Source organism: Aquirhabdus sp., assembly GCF_046462495.1.
Lineage (GTDB): Bacteria > Pseudomonadota > Gammaproteobacteria > Pseudomonadales > Moraxellaceae > Aquirhabdus.
The window spans coordinates 658,726-674,611 of record NZ_JBKGVE010000004.1 but is presented as its reverse complement, the minus strand read 5'-3'; the positions used below and the strand labels follow the sequence as shown (position 1 = coordinate 674,611).

The 15,886-nt window shown below is 44.9% G+C and carries 21 protein-coding genes; 6 read left to right on the top strand and 15 right to left on the bottom strand.

Going from position 1 to position 15,886, the window contains the following annotated elements; translation table 11 throughout:
• Window positions 1-139: 139 nt before the first annotated feature.
• The 4 genes from ACLHG7_RS06545 to ACLHG7_RS06530 all read right to left on the bottom strand — a co-directional run bounded on the left by ACLHG7_RS06545 (window position 140) and on the right by ACLHG7_RS06530 (window position 1,938).
• Entirely contained in the window at window positions 140-409 is a 270-nt protein-coding gene (locus ACLHG7_RS06545; RefSeq protein ID WP_410210229.1) for a hypothetical protein, read from the bottom strand.
• A 3-nt stretch (window positions 410-412) separates the two neighbouring features.
• Window positions 413-1,144: a hypothetical protein gene (locus ACLHG7_RS06540; protein WP_410210228.1), complete on the bottom strand. Its 732-nt coding sequence runs from the start codon at window positions 1,142-1,144 to the stop codon at window positions 413-415.
• A gap of 169 nt (window positions 1,145-1,313) precedes the next feature.
• Window positions 1,314-1,700: a DUF2750 domain-containing protein gene (locus ACLHG7_RS06535; RefSeq protein WP_410210227.1), complete on the bottom strand. Its 387-nt coding sequence runs from the start codon at window positions 1,698-1,700 to the stop codon at window positions 1,314-1,316.
• 46 nt (window positions 1,701-1,746) lie between these two features.
• Window positions 1,747-1,938, bottom strand: a complete 192-nt coding sequence (locus ACLHG7_RS06530; protein WP_410210226.1) for a hypothetical protein — start codon at window positions 1,936-1,938, stop codon at window positions 1,747-1,749.
• Window positions 1,939-2,052: 114 nt separating this feature from the next.
• On the opposite strand from ACLHG7_RS06530, the gene ACLHG7_RS06525 reads away from it, so the two are divergent.
• Window positions 2,053-2,445, top strand: a complete 393-nt coding sequence (locus ACLHG7_RS06525; protein WP_410210225.1) for an energy transducer TonB — start codon at window positions 2,053-2,055, stop codon at window positions 2,443-2,445.
• A 6-nt stretch (window positions 2,446-2,451) separates the two neighbouring features.
• On the opposite strand, the gene ACLHG7_RS06520 is transcribed toward ACLHG7_RS06525, so the two are convergent.
• The 3 genes from ACLHG7_RS06520 to ACLHG7_RS06510 all read right to left on the bottom strand — a co-directional run bounded on the left by ACLHG7_RS06520 (window position 2,452) and on the right by ACLHG7_RS06510 (window position 5,147).
• The gene (locus ACLHG7_RS06520; RefSeq protein ID WP_410210224.1) at window positions 2,452-2,919 is read right to left on the bottom strand and encodes a hypothetical protein; all 468 of its coding nucleotides are present in this window, start codon (window positions 2,917-2,919) and stop codon (window positions 2,452-2,454) included.
• A gap of 112 nt (window positions 2,920-3,031) precedes the next feature.
• The gene (locus tag ACLHG7_RS06515; RefSeq protein WP_410210223.1) at window positions 3,032-4,651 is read right to left on the bottom strand and encodes a terminase; all 1,620 of its coding nucleotides are present in this window, start codon (window positions 4,649-4,651) and stop codon (window positions 3,032-3,034) included.
• On the bottom strand, window positions 4,623-5,147 hold the full coding sequence (locus ACLHG7_RS06510) for a hypothetical protein (RefSeq protein WP_410210222.1): 525 nt from the start codon (window positions 5,145-5,147) through the stop codon (window positions 4,623-4,625). Before ACLHG7_RS06510 ends, ACLHG7_RS06515 begins: the two co-directional genes overlap by 29 nt.
• A gap of 275 nt (window positions 5,148-5,422) precedes the next feature.
• Between ACLHG7_RS06510 and ACLHG7_RS06505 the strand changes: the two genes are divergently transcribed.
• On the top strand, window positions 5,423-5,641 hold the full coding sequence (locus ACLHG7_RS06505; protein ID WP_410210221.1) for a hypothetical protein: 219 nt from the start codon (window positions 5,423-5,425) through the stop codon (window positions 5,639-5,641).
• A gap of 351 nt (window positions 5,642-5,992) precedes the next feature.
• On the opposite strand, the gene ACLHG7_RS06500 is transcribed toward ACLHG7_RS06505, so the two are convergent.
• A complete protein-coding gene (locus ACLHG7_RS06500) occupies window positions 5,993-6,232 on the bottom strand; it encodes a hypothetical protein (RefSeq protein WP_410210220.1) in 240 nt (79 codons plus the stop codon).
• A gap of 416 nt (window positions 6,233-6,648) precedes the next feature.
• On the opposite strand from ACLHG7_RS06500, the gene ACLHG7_RS06495 reads away from it, so the two are divergent.
• From ACLHG7_RS06495 to ACLHG7_RS06485, 3 genes are all read left to right on the top strand, one after another.
• A complete protein-coding gene (locus ACLHG7_RS06495) occupies window positions 6,649-6,876 on the top strand; it encodes a hypothetical protein (RefSeq protein WP_410210219.1) in 228 nt (75 codons plus the stop codon).
• Window positions 6,877-7,166: 290 nt separating this feature from the next.
• The gene (locus tag ACLHG7_RS06490) at window positions 7,167-7,370 is read left to right on the top strand and encodes a hypothetical protein (protein ID WP_410210218.1); all 204 of its coding nucleotides are present in this window, start codon (window positions 7,167-7,169) and stop codon (window positions 7,368-7,370) included.
• Window positions 7,371-7,507: 137 nt separating this feature from the next.
• Window positions 7,508-7,777, top strand: coding sequence for a hypothetical protein (locus ACLHG7_RS06485; RefSeq protein WP_114899981.1), 270 nt, complete (start codon window positions 7,508-7,510; stop codon window positions 7,775-7,777).
• A gap of 508 nt (window positions 7,778-8,285) precedes the next feature.
• Here the strand turns inward: ACLHG7_RS06485 and ACLHG7_RS06480 are convergent.
• The 4 genes from ACLHG7_RS06480 to ACLHG7_RS06465 form a co-directional block, all read right to left on the bottom strand.
• Window positions 8,286-9,284, bottom strand: a complete 999-nt coding sequence (locus tag ACLHG7_RS06480) for an AraC family transcriptional regulator ligand-binding domain-containing protein (protein WP_410210217.1) — start codon at window positions 9,282-9,284, stop codon at window positions 8,286-8,288.
• Between the two features lie 316 nt (window positions 9,285-9,600).
• Window positions 9,601-11,313 carry a thiamine pyrophosphate-dependent enzyme gene (locus ACLHG7_RS06475; RefSeq protein WP_410210216.1) on the bottom strand — a complete coding sequence of 571 codons (1,713 nt, stop codon included), beginning with the start codon at window positions 11,311-11,313 and terminating at the stop codon, window positions 9,601-9,603.
• A 104-nt stretch (window positions 11,314-11,417) separates the two neighbouring features.
• A complete protein-coding gene (locus ACLHG7_RS06470) occupies window positions 11,418-11,597 on the bottom strand; it encodes a YadA-like family protein (RefSeq protein ID WP_410210215.1) in 180 nt (59 codons plus the stop codon).
• A complete protein-coding gene (locus ACLHG7_RS06465) occupies window positions 11,594-11,821 on the bottom strand; it encodes an ESPR domain-containing protein (protein ID WP_410210214.1) in 228 nt (75 codons plus the stop codon). Before ACLHG7_RS06465 ends, ACLHG7_RS06470 begins: the two co-directional genes overlap by 4 nt.
• A gap of 512 nt (window positions 11,822-12,333) precedes the next feature.
• Between ACLHG7_RS06465 and ACLHG7_RS06460 the strand changes: the two genes are divergently transcribed.
• Window positions 12,334-13,206, top strand: a complete 873-nt coding sequence (locus ACLHG7_RS06460; RefSeq protein WP_410210213.1) for an AEC family transporter — start codon at window positions 12,334-12,336, stop codon at window positions 13,204-13,206.
• A 344-nt stretch (window positions 13,207-13,550) separates the two neighbouring features.
• On the opposite strand, the gene ACLHG7_RS06455 is transcribed toward ACLHG7_RS06460, so the two are convergent.
• The 3 genes from ACLHG7_RS06455 to ACLHG7_RS06445 form a co-directional block, all read right to left on the bottom strand.
• Window positions 13,551-13,757, bottom strand: a complete 207-nt coding sequence (locus ACLHG7_RS06455) for a hypothetical protein (protein ID WP_410210212.1) — start codon at window positions 13,755-13,757, stop codon at window positions 13,551-13,553.
• Window positions 13,758-13,900: 143 nt separating this feature from the next.
• Window positions 13,901-14,368 carry a hypothetical protein gene (locus ACLHG7_RS06450; RefSeq protein WP_410210211.1) on the bottom strand — a complete coding sequence of 156 codons (468 nt, stop codon included), beginning with the start codon at window positions 14,366-14,368 and terminating at the stop codon, window positions 13,901-13,903.
• 311 nt (window positions 14,369-14,679) lie between these two features.
• Window positions 14,680-15,714, bottom strand: coding sequence for an AraC family transcriptional regulator ligand-binding domain-containing protein (locus ACLHG7_RS06445; RefSeq protein ID WP_410210210.1), 1,035 nt, complete (start codon window positions 15,712-15,714; stop codon window positions 14,680-14,682).
• Window positions 15,715-15,886: the final 172 nt, after the last annotated feature.

Here is a 15,886-nt window from a genome sequence, read left to right as displayed (position 1 = left end):
TAGAACTTTTGTGGAGGCGTAAAAAAACCCTGCGGAGGCAGGGTTTTGGAAGGTCGAGTAGCGTGTCGCCTAGATTGAATTGATGTTCGTCATGGGTGTACATTAAAACCTAACAAATTGCTGATTATATTTAAGTATCCTATTTTTCTTTTTTATACAAATACAAGCCACCCATCGCCAGAAACATACACGTTAGGCTAATAATACGATAACGGATCATTTCATCATTTTGCTTTTCGGTCACATAAAAATATGAACCATGCTGATTCAACCGAATAGAGCTCGTTGCAGTCGGTGTCTTAGGTCCGTCTATAGAATGTTTCTCAAATAAACTCGTATCTTTATCAAGAAAGAACAGACCAATAGCCAGAAACACAAATGAGAAAATGAACAATTTTGTTTTTTTCACAGACTATTTCCTTTTAAAGTAATCAATAATATCTCGAATATTGATAGAAGGGCTAACATAAGTATTTGATTTCCCTGTCACAGATCCCCCTCCAAATCCTGGTCCAACCGATACCCCTCCACCAATTACGGTTCTATTATCATCTGTTTTCCCAGTAAAACCATCTAAGGTTGCATGAGGACCCAACCCGCCTCCTACACTGACGTTATACGACTTCCCAGATAAATCACGTACTGTTCGACCATTAGAAACAGCCGCTTGAACACCAGCCTCAAGAGCTGGTGTTCCCGTCGCTAAGCCACCGCCATATGAACCGTAGAGCGAATAATTGCCCTGATCATCGTTTGCAATACCCGCCCCAACATTTCCGCCAATCCCCAGCCCCATCGCCCCGATTCCAGAGAGGGTAAGACCTCTTTGATAAGTTGCTGCCAATAAGCTCTCTGGATCAGGTGAATGTGGTAATGCAGGGACACGAATCGTTTGAGTATCGATCGGGTACACTGAACTTTTCTTATTCGCTACACCGTCCAAACCGAGCAAACGCAATCCACTTGGATCATTATTGTTGAATAGATTATGAGCTACATAGGCATCGTGATTCAACATATTCTCTCTCCGCCCATAACCTCCGTTATCCCCTTGAACGGTGGATCGATCTCCCATCAACGCCTTTAGATCATCCAGTGTCAGTTCTGACTGGAGTGATCTTGACAGATTTGAATTTGTTCTCATGATTTGAACCTCGTAGGTTTGACTGACGATACATCCACTTGCATAGACATAAATGCACTATCTTGAATTTAAAATTTGTTTGGGCGTAAAAAAAACCTGCTGAGGCAGGTTTTGGAGTTTAAGAAAAAGGGGAGGTTATCGTTGTGCATTGCTGACTTTAGCGAATAAGTCACGCATATTTTTCAAGTTCTGTATTCAGGTCACTTACAAACTGTTCAATTGATGGCATGACCCCCTGATCTAATGGAGTATAAAAAATACCAAGCGCCACTCCATCTTTCTTTAACCGAAGCAACAAATCACTCATCAAATCATCAATAGAAAACGACTTTGGCATATAACCAGACCAAGTTTTTTCTGCGCATAAAGAGGCGTATTCCTGAGCAGGCCACATTGGAAATACCTTACCCCCAGCTTCTGTGACCGATAACGCCCATCCGTCACAATAAAGTCCCCAGACTTCCTGCCCATCTGCGACAACCTTAATAAAATGCTCATAACGCTTTGTTGAAGGTAATGCCAATACAGCATCAATCTGCTTTTGATTTATTTTCACTATCGTTAACTTCTCTTGATATTTGGTATCCGTGATTCACAAAATATCACTCCCCCCGCCCCTCCACATACATCCAAAACAACGGCGACAACACCAAGGTCAATAGCCCAACCATCAGCACAAAACCCGAGCCAAATTCGACCCCGCGTCGCAAGTCAGATGAGCAGTAAAGGATCAGGGAGACCGTAATAAAGAACCCGATACACAGGGCAAGCAATTGAATGATTTTAGCGATCACGGAGAGCGTCCTTGTTGAATACATGGCACCTGCTTTTTAGCAAAGGTCGTGCCAATGGTTTTTCCTTCCAACGCAGTCTAAACTAAGCCGATCCAACTCACCAAACAGTCCATTATGAAGCTCATCCTTGCACTAACCCTCACTTCAATGGCCACCTTGACTTGGGCAGCCGATCAACAGAGTCAGGACTCAGTTTTGAATTATGCAGTGACCTCGCCTCAGCCCAATCCAGTTGAAGTTCCGCCGACACTTTTTAGCGAAATGTGTACATTCCCGCGAACACCGGATGTTGCCTATGAAAAGCACCTCGAAGGCACAACAGTTGTCTGGGTTCGGTTTGGGGTGGATAGTAAAATCATCGAGTCCAAAGTCGTCAAATCCAGTGGATATCGCGAACTGGATGATGCTTCAATCGCAGCACTAGATCTCTGTAAGTTTAAACCTATATACAAGAATGGTGTTGTGGTCGAAGGACAAGCGCGGCTTAGTTATAAGTGGAAACTTTAGTAAGCTTCAAGGCTGTATCGGCTCATCTATCTTCGGATCGTTGACCCAGAAATGATTGTTCATGGTGGTAAAGCATTTTTTGGCATCAATGTAGTTAAAGTCCTGATCAACCGGACACAACTCATTGACCACGCGCATGCACTTAACCGCCACAGTGTAGTCATAGCTGTCGCCATCTTTAGACTCATTTAAGCATAAGCTCCATGAATCATTCGGCGTGATGCGCTTGTTGTTCAGACGCACCATCTCGGCAAAAGACTTTTCAAAAGCAGGCTTACACGACTTTTCAACACGCGCCTGATCTTCGCCCATGTTTTCCGCCTGCTCTTCGCAGCGGCTGATTTCAGTTTTAAGGATTTTTTCGTGCGGCAATGCATCAAACACGGTATGCATGTGCGAATAGAGACCCGCGGACTCTGCGAGTGCAAGCGTTGAACCTGTCAACGCTAAAACCAGTAAAAAAATTGTGCGCATTGCCATGCCTCCCTACACCTTCACCATCAGTACACGTCAAAAGTGTACTGACCACATCGACTCTCAAAGTGTACTGCATACGGCATGCCAATATCCAACTGTTCGCCGATGATTAGCTCATCCAGCCGCCCGAACGACCGCGTTTCACCGATTTTGGCTTCATTTTGACATTCATCAGCCCCTGCGCCAGTGCCTGCGGGAACTGACGGAAGCTATCCGCACCCTCAGTGTGGATGTTTTTGAGCGGTTCATCCGACCACGTACCGCGATGCTTGCTCCATGACTTGGTATAGCCGTCCAGATGAGCAATACCCTCCTTACAACCTTCTGCATCAAACCAGACATCACCCACCAGACAATCGCGCGTGATCTGGATGCCCTGCTGCAAATCCAGCACCCGATTGACCACCACCAGATGCGTTAGCCCCAGATCACTAAGCATTTTTAGCGGGCTGACATTCGCTACCGCGCCCTGACGCTCATGCCCGGCATCATGTGGCAGATAGTGCTTACCCCACAGATAACCCGTTGTTTGTAATGCTTTTACAAAATAGGCATAGGGTTCGCCCCAGCCTTCCAGATAGCCAATAAAACGATCCTGCAAGCCCACGCGCTGATGCAGCCAGATGCCTGTACCGTCACTATTGCCGATATCCCAGAAGGTATTCACGGGTACGCCCTGCGTGTACTTGACCGTAGTGATGCGCCCTTGTTTACGCACCATTGTCATCTGCTCGGCGTAATAACAGCCCTCACGGCTGACCTGAAAAGCCTCATCAACAAAAGACGGATACTCCTGCCACATCTTTTGCGGATTACCGCTAAAGGTCACGTCACGCTCGGAAACATACCATGCGCGCTGACTGGCATCGAGTGTAATGCCATGAGTCGCTTCAAGATTTTCGAAGTACTGTTGATCGCGCGCGCTGATCACCACGAAATCAGGATTAACCCGATAGTTGGGCTCATCAAACCACGGCGCGAAATGCAAGCGATACTCCTTTTGCGCGGTCTTGCGCCCTAGTTCATGGATTTTTTTGGCAGCGATTGTCAGATGATAAAACTCGCCATCCTGCCCTTCAGCGGTGGACTCAATCACCACAATACCGTTTTTCGGCACTGCAGGCAGCGAGCCTGTGACCACCTCGTGTGCCTTGATCGGCGACATATGACAAATCTTGCCAAACTCTGACACCAGTAGGCGATGGATCGTGCCGGAGCGCATCGAAGTCGCGACTTTGATCGAGCTGTTGTTATGGGCAAACAGCAGTTCGGTGGCGTTATTCCGTGCCAAAGGCAAGGCGGTGCGCAGCATCTCTGGCAGATGGTCATAAGCAAATTTGATCTTATCGCGGAAGATCTTCTCCACCGCCTCGCGATCCTGCGCGATGATGCCGCAGCGCACATTGGCGTTAAACAAGGCATGATCCAGCCATAGAATGCAGATCAGCGTGGTAAAGCCGAGCTGGCGGGCCTTTAAGATCAGGTTGCGATACCACAAGCGCTTGATCAGGCGCTGCTGGGTCCGATTGGGGCGGAAGGCTTGGATCAGCGCATCTTCATCCCCATCGCCCTTGACCATGATCTGATACAGCGCACCAGAACACACCCGCCACAGCGCATCCTGCAAACAAATCTGCATCTCCTGTAGATTCTGCGGCCGATAGTCAAAGTCCACGCCGCCGTCTACTCTGCGCGGAATCTCAATCGTCATCAGACAGTGCCTCAGCAACCACGGGAATGGATGAGCCTTGCAGCTGGGTCACCAGTAAGCCCACCGGATTTTGGGCATCGCCAGAATGACGCATGCTGACGGCATCGCCATATTTCTTGGGATTCATACGTGCGAGTATCCATTTGCGGGTATCAATGCGCAGCCGCGAACGGGTAATGTGATCACGGTCGAGTTTGCCATTGCTCTCCCCGTCCTCATTCACGCCATAGTCATTCGTGCCGTCATCGGCGATATCCAAGAGCTCCTCAAACATCGCATCGGCCTGCAACTCACGCGCGCGGGCGTAGAGTTCCGCAAAGGCTTGATGCTGACGCAGCCAATTCATCACGGTGGATAGCGCTGGCATATCGTCTCGGCGGCAGATCGCGCGCAATGACTCGCCTTCGATCAGACGCGCGCAGATCGCCTCACAGGTCTCAAGGCTGTAATCCGATGGACGACCCAATGCCACGACCTGTTCAACGAGATAGGGCGCTTTTACCGTTGTGTTCACTTAAAAAGCTCCCATAAAAAAGCCCACGAAGCGTGGGCAGTGATGTGTTGCATGTCATGGCCAAGTTGATCTGAGTTCTGACAATCCTTACGCAAATTAACTGATTTAAAACACGAACAACGCCCAATCCTAACAATTCATTCAGGATAACTACTTAATTAAGCAGTAATAAAATTAAGCATACAAGACGTCACTGCGCTTTCATGCGTTGTCCATCAAATGAACATAAAGCAGGACTATATTGGCAGCGTGATTTATTGTTAAGGAACAAGATAATGATGAGCTTACGCATTTCTTTAAAATGTCCGCACTGTGCCAACCCCATCCCACAACCCAAAAATTACTTTGAAAAAAGTGCTTATTTTGAGGATGTCACGTGTTCAGAATGCGGTCACCTGATTACTGAAGCCGATAAACTCAATCAGCTTAAATCTTGGGCACTCAATGAAATGGTGGTGAATAAACCCATGCAACCGATCGGGCGCACCGTTTAACCCCGCACGTATTCCAAATCCTAACGCGAATACATCCATGTCGACCAACCGTTCTTTTTTAATGAAGCCCCACAGTGAGGGAGTATTAAAATGACCTATTATGTAAATTTTGAATGTAAAAGCTGTAATCATAACCAGCCTTTAAGCGCGATCAATCCTGACATCGACGTCTACTTACCTGGATCCGTATGTGTCCATTGCGGCCAAGTGATCCCAACGACCACCAAACGCGCCCAATTGATGGACCATATTCGATCGCTCAAACCCATGCCCGCATGAGACGCCGTAGCGTACCCCCTCGTGACTCAACCGTGTAGCCCACAAAAAAGTCCATCACTAATGGTTTTTTAATCAATAGCACACACATGATTCACGCGGGGTATAGCGCTGACTGCGATCCGCCGTCACATAATCACGACCATCGTGCAGTAGTCGCTGATCAGCCTTAAACGCAATCCACGCGCCAATCATCACCGGTGGGCAGCTCTCTTCACCCTGCGTAAAGAAAACAAAGCGCTCCCGATAAATCTGGACAATCTGTAGATTGTGATCCACGGCACATATTTTTTGTTGTTCGAGTTTAAAATTCATATTGGGTTAACTGCTACATTCCATTGAATAAAATGTGACTCCTGTCACGCAGCCAGAGAATATCACAACCCCCTTACAAATCAATAAACGTCCGACCGTTGGCACTTCATCGCATAATCGCAAATAAAATGAGTCAATATTGACCACATGGTCATCTATTGGATATATTTCAGCCAATGCCATTCCCGACACCCCGCATTAGGATAGACTTGCCTATTATCGCAAGCTCAACAGCGCTCCAAATACGGTTCTGTCGGTTTAAAATCTGAGCAGTTCTGGCATCTTTTTCGCATGTTTTTTGATCACGGGGATGCCTGACAAAAACCGCGATGCAACACCCATAAGCACAACACGAATACTAAATAGTAGCGACAATAACGACGACCCAAGCATCTGGGCATCACCGGGAGGACAATATGGAGAACTTTTTTGGATTTATCTGTATGAGCTGTCAGTCCATGCAGCCTGAAACCTTTATCGACCCCGCCAAAATCAAAGACCTGTCCTCATCGATCTGCGCGCATTGTGGTCAGATCATCCCGACCCTCACCAAACAAACTCAACTGGATGATTACCTGAGCGCCCACACCCACTTTCATGATGAGAAAATAGATTTCTTGAAGTTGAAAAAGCGCCAGTTCTAAACCGACCTATCCACGCCTATAAACAACGCCCATAAAAAAAACCCACATCGAATGATATGGGTTCTGACGTTTCGTGTTCACATCCACAGTGTGTCTAACCGTCCCTTTTACACATGCAGTATAGCGCGCTTGTATGAACTGTTCATGACAGTCCATGCCACCCTCTTGCACAAAATGTAATTTGGCATTATTTTCGCATTCATTAAGACCGATTGACCTCACCCATACCCATAACAGAGGCAAAATCGGCAAAAAATAAATCCAGACTTTTGATGACATCAGGGTAGAAAATGAATAATTCATTTAATTTCATCTGTTTGAGCTGTCACGAACCTCAACCCGAAATCCCGATTAACCCGTATACCGCCCGCACCATTTCAGCAGCCATCTGCACCAATTGTGGGCAAGTCATTGCCAGAGAGACCCGTCAAGCCCAGCTTGATGAGCATCTCTATAGTCAACAACAGCGCCGTCGCCAGCTCTGGCTCTGCTGAGCAGGTGAGAGCCTCTCAGCATCACCCTCGAAATATCTGGACATACATCCACACACGACGAGGGTTGAATCACTGCTCAAAAAGTGTACTCTTTTAATTCCACTTGCTGGACCGTGCTTCGCACAAGGAGTTTTAGGATGAACGAGTTTCTGATTGCTTACGATCTGACGAATCGTAATAACTATACCGATATTTGTGGTGCGATCAGTGGATTAGATACCAATAGCTGGCCATTTTTGCACTCGACCTGGATTGCACACAGCGACCTGTCCGCTGAAGAAATCACCGCCTGCCTGCGTCCTCATATCTGTAAACAAGACAAACTGTTTGTGGTGCAACTGGCTGGGGATTGGTCGTGCGTCGGTCTGCCCAAGTTTTCTGCGGATTGGCTACAAGCCAACTTGTAATACAACCCACATCATGCGTCCGGCCGATCTGACTGCGACCTGATGGTTCAGCTGCGCACCTGAAATACAGGATTCAACGCATTCTTCGCCTGTGCTTCTTGCCGTCCTAAAAAAAGCCCATCTCCTTCTGCGGAATATGGGCTTTACGAAAATTACTTTATTTGCATTTTTAGCATCGCAACAGGGTGCGATATCTTTTTTAAGCGCTGTTTGCGATATCAAATTCTGGAGTAGTCAGCGCTTTATCGAGCGACTTCAAGGCATAGAACAAAATAGCTGGTATTTATTTACACTTCGACCAGTATGATTAAAACATAGCACATCATTGCTATTAACGTCAAGCGTTTTCTGCACAATCATTGTCTCGCACTCAACAGGTGGTCAGCAGTCGATCAACATCTTTTTCCCAAAAAGGCATCCATTTCATCCTCGATCCACGCCTTCCCCGTTATAAAACATTCTGATAATCAATATGCAAAAACTCAGATCAATTATTAAGTGATAAATTTTACTTAACCCAACGCACATACGCTTTACGAAAGCTTGCGCCATCGCTAAAACCCAAGCGTTTTGCCAGTTCTTCGTGCGTTAGTTTTTCTTCCCGCAGATATTTCAACGCAAATTTTCTTTGTACCTCAGACAGTATTTCCCGATATGTCCCCCCAGCTGATTTTAATAATCGACGCAGCGTGCGCGGATGCATTGCCAGCTCAGCCGCGACCTCCTCAAAACTGGGGAAATAACTTGGGTTTCTCACTAGAATCTGTTGAACTTTGACTTCAATTTGACTATCAATCTGAATGCCCAGCAGTTGTTTATCACAGATCTCAGTTATAGTAAGCATTGCAGCAGGATTGGCAGTTGCTAATGTCTGATCTCTCCATGCAATGTCATAACTAATTGAATTACAAGGTTGCCCAAATGCCACTGGGCATGCATAGATATCCTCATAGACCGCATGATGAGCAGGCTTGTCATATCTAAAGCTTGCATTTAACAGTTGAAAATCAGGCCCATACGACTCTCTTTTGATAGAGAAGGCCATAGCGGAATTTAATTCGATAATAAATTGATATACCGGATCTTTTCGATCAAGAAATAGGATAGGTTCATAGACAAAAGTAATGGCGCCATCGCATTCAATCATGTCCGTTTTGCCCAACGACCCGATGACCATTTCATACTTCATTCCAAATTCATCCGCATCTTTATATGTGGCACAGCTCAGTAATCCTGAGCCGAAAAATCCACAATTTGAACGCTTTACGAACAAACCTGTATCAAAGGTAAATCTAGGATCATCAATTTTTTTAATTATCTTATTGATGAAATGATAAATTTGTCTAAAAGATATTTTGGTGGTCTCAAAAAACAAACTGTCTCTTCTCAGCCCGCAATTGGTTAAAATCTCCGTCGTGTTTACGCCACGCTGCTCTAACATCGTGACAATCAGCAGGATGCTATAAGCAGGATAAGAAAAGCTCTCTGAAACAACTCTTGAACTCATTTTGAACCTGTACACTCAAAAAATTATGTCTCAATAAAATTTCAACAAGCCCCATAACCCAAAACTGATGGAATGCATTCGACCTAAACAACACATCAACATCCACGCTTAAAAGACAACGACTAAAAGACTTCACTTTAGATATATTCCTTTATAAAAAATTTTAGCCTTCATCCAAAATCAGCTAAATGATCCCAATACACGGCCTAGCAATTATATCGATCCTTATCTCTTCTCATCTCGATAAAAGATGCCTAAGATTTAACATTTCACGCCATTTTTACGCATCCAAAAAATAATAATTTAACTAATTAAATCAAAATGTTTGTTGAGACCTAGAATTAAAGTTGAGATATGAAAAAAAGCTTTGAAAACTTTCTGAAATATCCGAGTCTCTGCTCTGATTGTAGTAGGGATAATGATACAGATCGGATAAAACAATACTTGCATCGAGCAATGCTGGACCATCACAAGCAAGAAAATCCTGTATCACCTCCTCAATGCTTTCTGAACCTTTAAACGTGAAACTATGCACGCCTAACGCTGCAGAAAATTTCAGAAAATTTGAATACTCGTTGCTAATATCCCGATTAGAAATATGCTCAGGACCCTGGAGAAACAGGGTCATCAAATCATTACTGAGCAGGATAATTTTTATCGGCATTTTTTCTTGAATTGCGACCCATAACCCATTGATCAATAGCTCAAATCGATGAGTACCGCAAATAGCAATCATCTGCTTATCAGGGTAGACTTTTTGAAAACCGATCGCTTGAAACAGCGTACTTGTGGCATGATCTTTAAAAGAATTAATGAAGGTACGTCGCCGTCCATTCACACTAATATTTCTGATAATCCAATTCGATAGCAATCCACCTTCTACAGCGAAAACGGCATTTGCATCAGCATAAAGATTCACTAATTCAATAAACGTTTGAAAATAGGTTTCTTCATTGATTCTCAAATAATTTTTACTTTTTCTGTCATTCTTATCCTTTTCATAAAAACCTAAACAGAACTCAAGAAACTCTTGATCCACACGTTTATTTAATAAAGGAATTAAAGCATCTAGCGTTGGAACAATATCGCCAACAATCCCGATAGAGACAGGATAATGCTGGCCTAACTTAACAACATCACGATCAATCTGGATGATATTGATTTTGCGATCTTGCGGTAAAATCGAAAAAATCTCTGACGGGAAGTCTCCACCAAGCAGAAGCAACGTATCACAGCAATCCACCATGGTAAGCAAACCCGACTGCACATCTACATCTCCCACCATACCAATACTGTAAGGATTATCGTATTCAATAAAATCCTTAGCACTCGGTGTAAAGGCTATTGGGGCTTTCAGTATTGAAGCAAGTTTAATCACTTGATCATGTGCATGACGACAGTTATAACCCGCATAAATGCCTATATTTTGGGCTTGACCCAGCAACCCGATCACCGTTCTTAACTCGGTTTCTGCGGGTTGAATACAATAATTTGAAAACGTTATAGGGGGAGCCGGACGACTCATGACTTTCCATAAATCGATATGGGGCGGTAAAATGATGATGGCAACACCACGCTTCATGAGAGCAGCCTGACAAGCTAAGGTGGTCACTCGCAAAGCCTGTTCAGGACTTGATACTTCCTCACAAAAAACAGAGCAGCCTTCATAGACTGACTTCACGTACACCTGATGAGGGAACAACAAATCGTCCGAATCAATGATGATTTCATTTGTAATAAATACCAGCGGAATATTTTTATTATTAGCCTCAAGAATTCCGCTCAAAGCACTCAAACAGAGGACCCCACAGGATCCAACATAAACGGTTAACTGCTCTTCAATATGGGATTCTGCGCTAGCAGCATATATCGCTATTTGATCAACAGCATTCACCCATTCGAAGCCAGTTTTGTTTGCAGCCTCTACAAAATAACTCTGAACTTTATCTACAGAGCCATAACAATGCTTCGCACCAGCCATTTTTAATGCTGTAAAAATGATCTCCGGTACGTTTTTCTCAGCAAACATGAATACCACCTAAACGATTGATTATAAAAATGACATAAACACATCCCTACAAGGGTGCGCTGCCTAAGCAACACACCTTTCAATAAACCAGGTTTAAGGAAGAACTACGGAAATGCCGACCTAGCCGCCAGTTGTGAAAAGGAATTGGTCAAAACCCCACCCACAATAGACCAGCTGCCATCGTCAGAAGTACGTCTCATTTGAACGCCAATTGCAGACTGTCCACCGTACGTACCACCACCGAAGAACATCGTCGTGCGTCCTGCAACTTGAGGGGCATTCACGCTCGACAATGCGCTGGCAACACCGGCATACTCGTTACACTCAGCATCACCGCAAGTGTTGTTAACTTAAATGCGCGATTAGCAGCAGAAGCACTATCAATATCACTAACTTGATGGACTACCCCGCCAGTTGAAGGTCCCTTGCCATGCGACTTGCTAATTTCAGAGACCACTATCCATGCATTCTTGATTTTGCTCCAGATAATCCGACAGCACTTATTCATGACATAGGCCCTCTTATAAAAGAAATATTTAAATTGGGGAAACTTGTCATCAAGTAAAATTTTGGCTATAAAAAAGCTCATTAACCTCATCAAAGGCTAATAAATAATCTTTCTTACCTTTTCTCAGCAATTTTCCTTTAAAAGAAATTCTCAGAACACGTAAAAATGGGTATGTTTTGAGGTTAGAAAAGGACAATTTCTCTAAAATAATCACAAAAATATGTAGAATAATTCACATTTTTATGATTATTTTCTATTTCGAACAAGCATAACTTTTTGATAAATATTGTAATTTTCTTCAGTATTTTTTATTTTCTTAAAAAAAATTAGACTAAATGGTTAATTTAAAAAAAAGAAAGTCAATGCTTTATAGGCTATTTTTAAAAAGACGTTTGCCCTAAGTTCTCACTTTTTTGAAGCTGCAAATCTTGCTACAGTCCTCTTCAGCCCCACATGCTCTTATTTTTAACAGACCCACGGCTAGGTTCCAGACGAGGCATTAAGCCCGAATCATGTATTCCGATTTCAGCACCATCATACTCCCCATTTTTGTCTGCTCAGGTTTGGGGCTGTTGTGGGTCAAGCTCAAACTGCCGATGCACACCGCGACCTTAAGCAGTCTGGTATCTAACCTTGGCATTCCTTGTCTGTTGCTGTCATCGCTCAATCGTCCAGGGCTGACGCTGTCCGTACTCGGACATACTTTTCTGGCGGGTGCACTGGCGCTCTTCGGCTTTGCCTTGGTCAGCATGCTGGCACTACGCTTGATGCGACTGCCGATCCACAAATATTTACCGTCTCTGATGCTGCCCAATACCGCCAACCTCGGTATCCCCGTTGCACTGTTTGCACTGGGGCAAGAAGGCTTATTGTATGCGGTCGCTTTCTCGGCACTGGTCCAGATCGGTCACTACACGCTTGGCGTCTGGCTACTATCGGGGCATGGCTCACTGCGCAACATCCTGACCAGTCCCACCATTTGGGCCATCCTAGTTGCACTTGGCATGCTGGCCACCCACACCGCCCTACCCGACAGCCTGCAAACCGTCACCCATCAACTGGGCGCCATGGCACCACCACTGATGCTCCTGATGCTGGGTGCCTCACTGGCAGAGATTCGACTGGAGGGTTTGGGGCGCGTGTTGATCCTATCGCTGGTACGCGTCTGCGGCGGTTTAGGCATTGGCTTGCTGATCGCGCACGGGTTGGGCTTACCGCCACTGGCAGCTTCCGCTCTCATCATTCAATCCGCCATGCCCGTTGCCGTCCTCAGCCATCTCATCGCGCAGCAGTACCAAGGCCCTAGCCGCGATATTGCTGGCATGATTCTGATATCGACCTTGCTGGTCTTTATCGGATTGCCACTGCTCTTGTCGCTCATTTAATGACATTTTTAAGCCCCGTGTTATAAAACCACGGTCGAAGCATCTCCCACCCTTGTAATCCCCCATAAAAAAAAGCCCCATGCATGATCAGTGCACGAGGCTTTTTTTGTTTACCCAATTCTGTATAAAACTTTACGGATATTCTGCGTATCGCTCAACACCAACCGCCAATACCACCATTGCCGTAAAGTAATCCTGTCCCGTTTCAATCTTTCTCGTTCATCACGCGAAGTCAATCTCATCAGTCAGGTCAAAACACACCCCTCGTGTCATCACAAGGTGGACCACCATTATATTTTTGTTGATTACCTCTACCACAGATACCACTGACAACCGTTACCACATCACTCCATGAGCATAAATCGTCCGACACTGGGATCGGCATACTCAAAGACATTCTTATCCACTTCCAGCATGGTGATGCCATTCTGATCATAAATCAGATGACGCGCACGTGGATCTTTACGCTCCCAACTCTCGACTCCGAAATAGATTTCTATTTCTTTACCTCGTTTTGGATCAGCTGCTTTTCTGGCCCATTTTCTTTCCATTTTTATCACGACTCCGTTTGTGACTGGAGTCGCGAGATTAACAAACTGTCAAACAATTTCCAATACAGAAAAGAGACCGAGTAGTCGAAAAATTGATTATTTTGTATTCAATGTGAACTGCATCACACAATGGCTATACAAGCCTATTTACACCAGCCCGCCATATCCGGAATCCATGCATCGTTTGGGATACGGCGCTTTGCCGCAACGGGTTCGCCACTCAGGTCCTGAATCTCATAACCGCAGCGTTTAGTGTTGGAGAGGGCTTTTAATTTATAGACATGATTGGCTTTGGGCGTAAAGCTAAACACCGAATGGCAGTTAAAACTGAGCATATTTCCCGACATGCCCGAGACCATGAGCGATAGGGCGGTTTCAGTACCCGCAGGCAAATAAAACTCCCCACGGCTATCGCGATCCAAAGACAAGGCCAGATTACTGCCCTTACATTTTTGCGTCTCGCCATGGATCTGCACTGTAGTGGGATAGCCCGCATTAACCACATTGATTTTTGCACGCGGCTGATCACTGCTCGGCTGTACATAAGTAGTCACACAACCACTCAAGGCCAAACCCAGAGCAACCCCACAAAACCCCTTAGAATACGGCATGATATCCACCACAATCAGGCAATCACCCTATAGTAGCAAAAGCTTTGCAGCGCAGATAGTTGCAAATGCAGACATCATAATATGGAGTCAAAAAAAGGCATAAAAAAGGCATAAAAAAGCCCAGACGTTTTGGAGATCTGGGCGAAACTGAGAAAGCGGTTAGAGCAATCTCTGTATGAAACTAAGATAGCACTATTCTGTACTCTGCACATCCGTATATTGTCAGACATTGCCATGATTTTTTTGAAATGTCTTTTACGGATAACTTAACGATGAGTTAGCGGATGCGAATCATTCAAACACAGATATGTTTAACGCGAACGATATTGACTTGGCGGGATGCCAAACCAGCGCTTAAATGCCCGACTAAAACTCGGCACATTCGCGTAACCTAGCTTATCCGCGATAGCATCTAGCGGTAGATCTTTATGCATGAGGAGCGCTTTGGACTTTTGCTGAAGGACCTCATTCAACAGATTCTGGAAACTTTGCTCATGGTCTTGAAGAATGCGCTGCAAAGTACGTGCAGAAAGATGAAGCTGGACCGCCACCTCCTCTAGTGTTCGAATACCTTGTACATCATCAAATATAAGACCTCGCACAAGACTGACTATATTCTGGTTTGAAACGAGCCGATCCAGCTCTTTCTGACATTGCTCTTTGAGTATATTAGCGGCAATGGAATCAGCCATAATTAAGGGTAAATCAAGAGTGCTCTTAGGGAAAATAATTCGACTATAAGGTTGCTCAAAGCGTAGTGTCCCCATCATGTTAGTCAAGATACTGTCAAAGCGCGAGAAGTATTCTGGTCGTTTGCAGCGGTAATCCGCATCAGGTTTAATCGTCACACCGCACAGCGCCTTAATCATACTGATGCAGCCCATCAGCAGATAAATCGCAGCGATCCCATAAGCAAGGCGATCTGACTCATCATCCAAGTCCAGAAACTTTTCTTCGAGATAGAGCACCGCATGCGCTCCCTGGATATCCATACGGAGTTGTACTGCGGAACTCTGTAAACGAAAAAACTGAATCAGGGTGTTTATCGCCTCCCGTAGATTTTGAGTAACTGTCGCCGCAAATCCCACAAGACCATGTGAACTGACTTTTAATTGCATACCAAAATAGAAGCCCAATCCCGGCTCCTGAGTCAGCTCAACGGCTCTGGCAAGCAATTTGACATAGATAGGCAGTTCAACCTGCCAACGGATATCCTTGAGTTCACTCGGTGTAATACCACTACCCCACAGTAGTAATTCTGGTGACACATGCCAGCGAGACACCACATCCATTAAAATCAGAACATATGATCCCGGAATAGTAGGTTTATCGACGAAACGGGTCATACAAGCGACTTATCATGATGGAATGGCTCAGTTCATGTTTTATTAAAAAATAATATAACAGCCTGTGAAAAGATGTGCAAAGCATGGATCAGCGCTTCGAAAATGACGTGTAAAGGTAAATTTTTAGCGTGATCAGACATATCCTTTCTCTCTTGATCAAGAATAATAAGGG

Coding starts and splice junctions, on each gene's coding strand:
- ACLHG7_RS06540 (WP_410210228.1), bottom strand. CDS start 1,144: ATGAGAACAAATTCAAATCTGTCAAGATCACTCCAGTCAGAACTGACA.
- ACLHG7_RS06525 (WP_410210225.1), top strand. CDS start 2,053: ATGAAGCTCATCCTTGCACTAACCCTCACTTCAATGGCCACCTTGACT.
- ACLHG7_RS06520 (WP_410210224.1), bottom strand. CDS start 2,919: ATGCGCACAATTTTTTTACTGGTTTTAGCGTTGACAGGTTCAACGCTT.
- ACLHG7_RS06505 (WP_410210221.1), top strand. CDS start 5,423: ATGATGAGCTTACGCATTTCTTTAAAATGTCCGCACTGTGCCAACCCC.
- ACLHG7_RS06500 (WP_410210220.1), bottom strand. CDS start 6,232: ATGAATTTTAAACTCGAACAACAAAAAATATGTGCCGTGGATCACAAT.
- ACLHG7_RS06495 (WP_410210219.1), top strand. CDS start 6,649: ATGGAGAACTTTTTTGGATTTATCTGTATGAGCTGTCAGTCCATGCAG.
- ACLHG7_RS06490 (WP_410210218.1), top strand. CDS start 7,167: ATGAATAATTCATTTAATTTCATCTGTTTGAGCTGTCACGAACCTCAA.
- ACLHG7_RS06485 (WP_114899981.1), top strand. CDS start 7,508: ATGAACGAGTTTCTGATTGCTTACGATCTGACGAATCGTAATAACTAT.
- ACLHG7_RS06480 (WP_410210217.1), bottom strand. CDS start 9,284: ATGAGTTCAAGAGTTGTTTCAGAGAGCTTTTCTTATCCTGCTTATAGC.
- ACLHG7_RS06475 (WP_410210216.1), bottom strand. CDS start 11,313: ATGTTTGCTGAGAAAAACGTACCGGAGATCATTTTTACAGCATTAAAA.
- ACLHG7_RS06465 (WP_410210214.1), bottom strand. CDS start 11,821: ATGAATAAGTGCTGTCGGATTATCTGGAGCAAAATCAAGAATGCATGG.
- ACLHG7_RS06460 (WP_410210213.1), top strand. CDS start 12,334: ATGTATTCCGATTTCAGCACCATCATACTCCCCATTTTTGTCTGCTCA.
- ACLHG7_RS06455 (WP_410210212.1), bottom strand. CDS start 13,757: ATGGAAAGAAAATGGGCCAGAAAAGCAGCTGATCCAAAACGAGGTAAA.
- ACLHG7_RS06450 (WP_410210211.1), bottom strand. CDS start 14,368: ATGCCGTATTCTAAGGGGTTTTGTGGGGTTGCTCTGGGTTTGGCCTTG.
- ACLHG7_RS06445 (WP_410210210.1), bottom strand. CDS start 15,714: ATGACCCGTTTCGTCGATAAACCTACTATTCCGGGATCATATGTTCTG.